Origin of the sequence: Thermomonas beijingensis (assembly GCF_020034655.1) — a bacterium.
GTDB lineage: Bacteria > Pseudomonadota > Gammaproteobacteria > Xanthomonadales > Xanthomonadaceae > Thermomonas > Thermomonas beijingensis.
Genome location: NZ_JAIQDJ010000037.1, coordinates 1 through 1,375, shown reverse-complemented (window position 1 = coordinate 1,375; position 1,375 = coordinate 1). Strand labels below are relative to the sequence as shown.

The window sequence follows — 1,375 nt, the reverse complement described above, 5'->3', positions numbered from 1 at the left end:
AGGAGCCAAACGAGCGAGATAACTGGCTTCAAGGAAGGCGCACCTTTGGGGGGCTACAAATTTTCCTATCAACTCAGGTCCATTTCAGCGTCGCCGCCTGCAATCCAATAACTGGCATAGTGGGCTAACAATTCGTTCAAGCCGACGCCGCTTCGCGGCGCGGCTTAACTCAGGTGTTAGGCGTCACAGCAACTCTTTCGCGACGTGCGGTCGGGAGCGATGTGTGATTAAGGCGGTTCTATTCGACTTCGATGGCGTGCTCACCACCGACAAGACTGGTTCGGTCAGCACTATCCGGTCTCTGAGCCGCCAGACTGGCTTAGCTGAAGGCGCCCTGTGGCATGCCTTTGCACCATTCAACGAGCATCTGCTGCTGGGCCACACTACTCACAGTGCCGTGTGGCCCGAAATCTGCGCCCGGCTGGGATGCGACCTTGACCCGTCGCTGTTGGTGCGGGCTTTTGAAAGCACCCCGATTCGCCACGATCTGCTCGCCTACGCGGCAGAACTGGGTTCTCGCTATGCCACAGCCGTCATTACGGATAACAAAGCTGACCGTATGAGCTGCCTCTGCGAGTACCACTCGCTAACTAGCATCTTCAATCTGGTGCTAGTGTCAGCTGAGCACGGATCAGGCAAGGAACACACGAGCATCTTCCAGCGCGCAGTCGAGTTGCTGGGTGTGGAGCCGAAACAATGCATCTTTGTCGATAACAGCGAGCGGAACCTAGTCGCACCCGCCTCCCTGGGTATCAACACGGTGTACTTCAACGAAGTCGCTGACACCGCTCTTTCCTTAGCGCAGGTGCTAAATTCCCGCTACGGCGTCGCGCCCCGGGTGACGCCTAACAATTCGTCCAAGCCGACGCCGCTTCGCGGCGCGGCTTAACTCAGGTGTTAGGCCCCATGACCAAACTCAGCCACGAGATTGCAAAAGAGCGCACCGTATCGGGTTCCGAGTTCATTGGAGTGGACTTTGCTCCAGACGACCCAGCGCGGCCATTCTGGGTGTGGTCCGGTGTTGGTTACCACACGCACGCTGCGCGCATCTCTGCTGGTGAGCTTCTAGGCGATTGGCCCGAACACTATGGCTTGGTTAAGACATGGCTTGGGCCAGTTCTCAGCCGCTTGGCTAGCGGTGCCCCACTCGATCCTGCAGACGTACTATCGGCATACTCTGCTTATCACGGTAAAGAGGCTCCGGTTGCCAGTGCTGGGGCCTAACAATTCATTCAAGCCGAACCCGCTTCGCGGGTCGGCTTAATTCAGGTGTTAGGTTTAGCGCGGAATTTTTTGGAGATGTGCGGGCTTTGCATTGAATTGCGCTTGATAGGTTTACTGTTTGGTTCAAGTGTGCCCTTGCATACTTGGCCCA

The 1,375-nt window shown here is 56.7% G+C and carries 1 protein-coding gene; it reads left to right on the top strand.

Features of this window, described 5'->3' with window-relative positions; translation table 11 throughout:
- Positions 1-223 precede the first annotated feature (223 nt).
- Positions 224-889 carry an HAD-IA family hydrolase gene (locus K7B09_RS13035; protein WP_223629897.1) on the top strand — a complete coding sequence of 222 codons (666 nt, stop codon included), beginning with the start codon at positions 224-226 and terminating at the stop codon, positions 887-889.
- Positions 890-1,375: the final 486 nt, after the last annotated feature.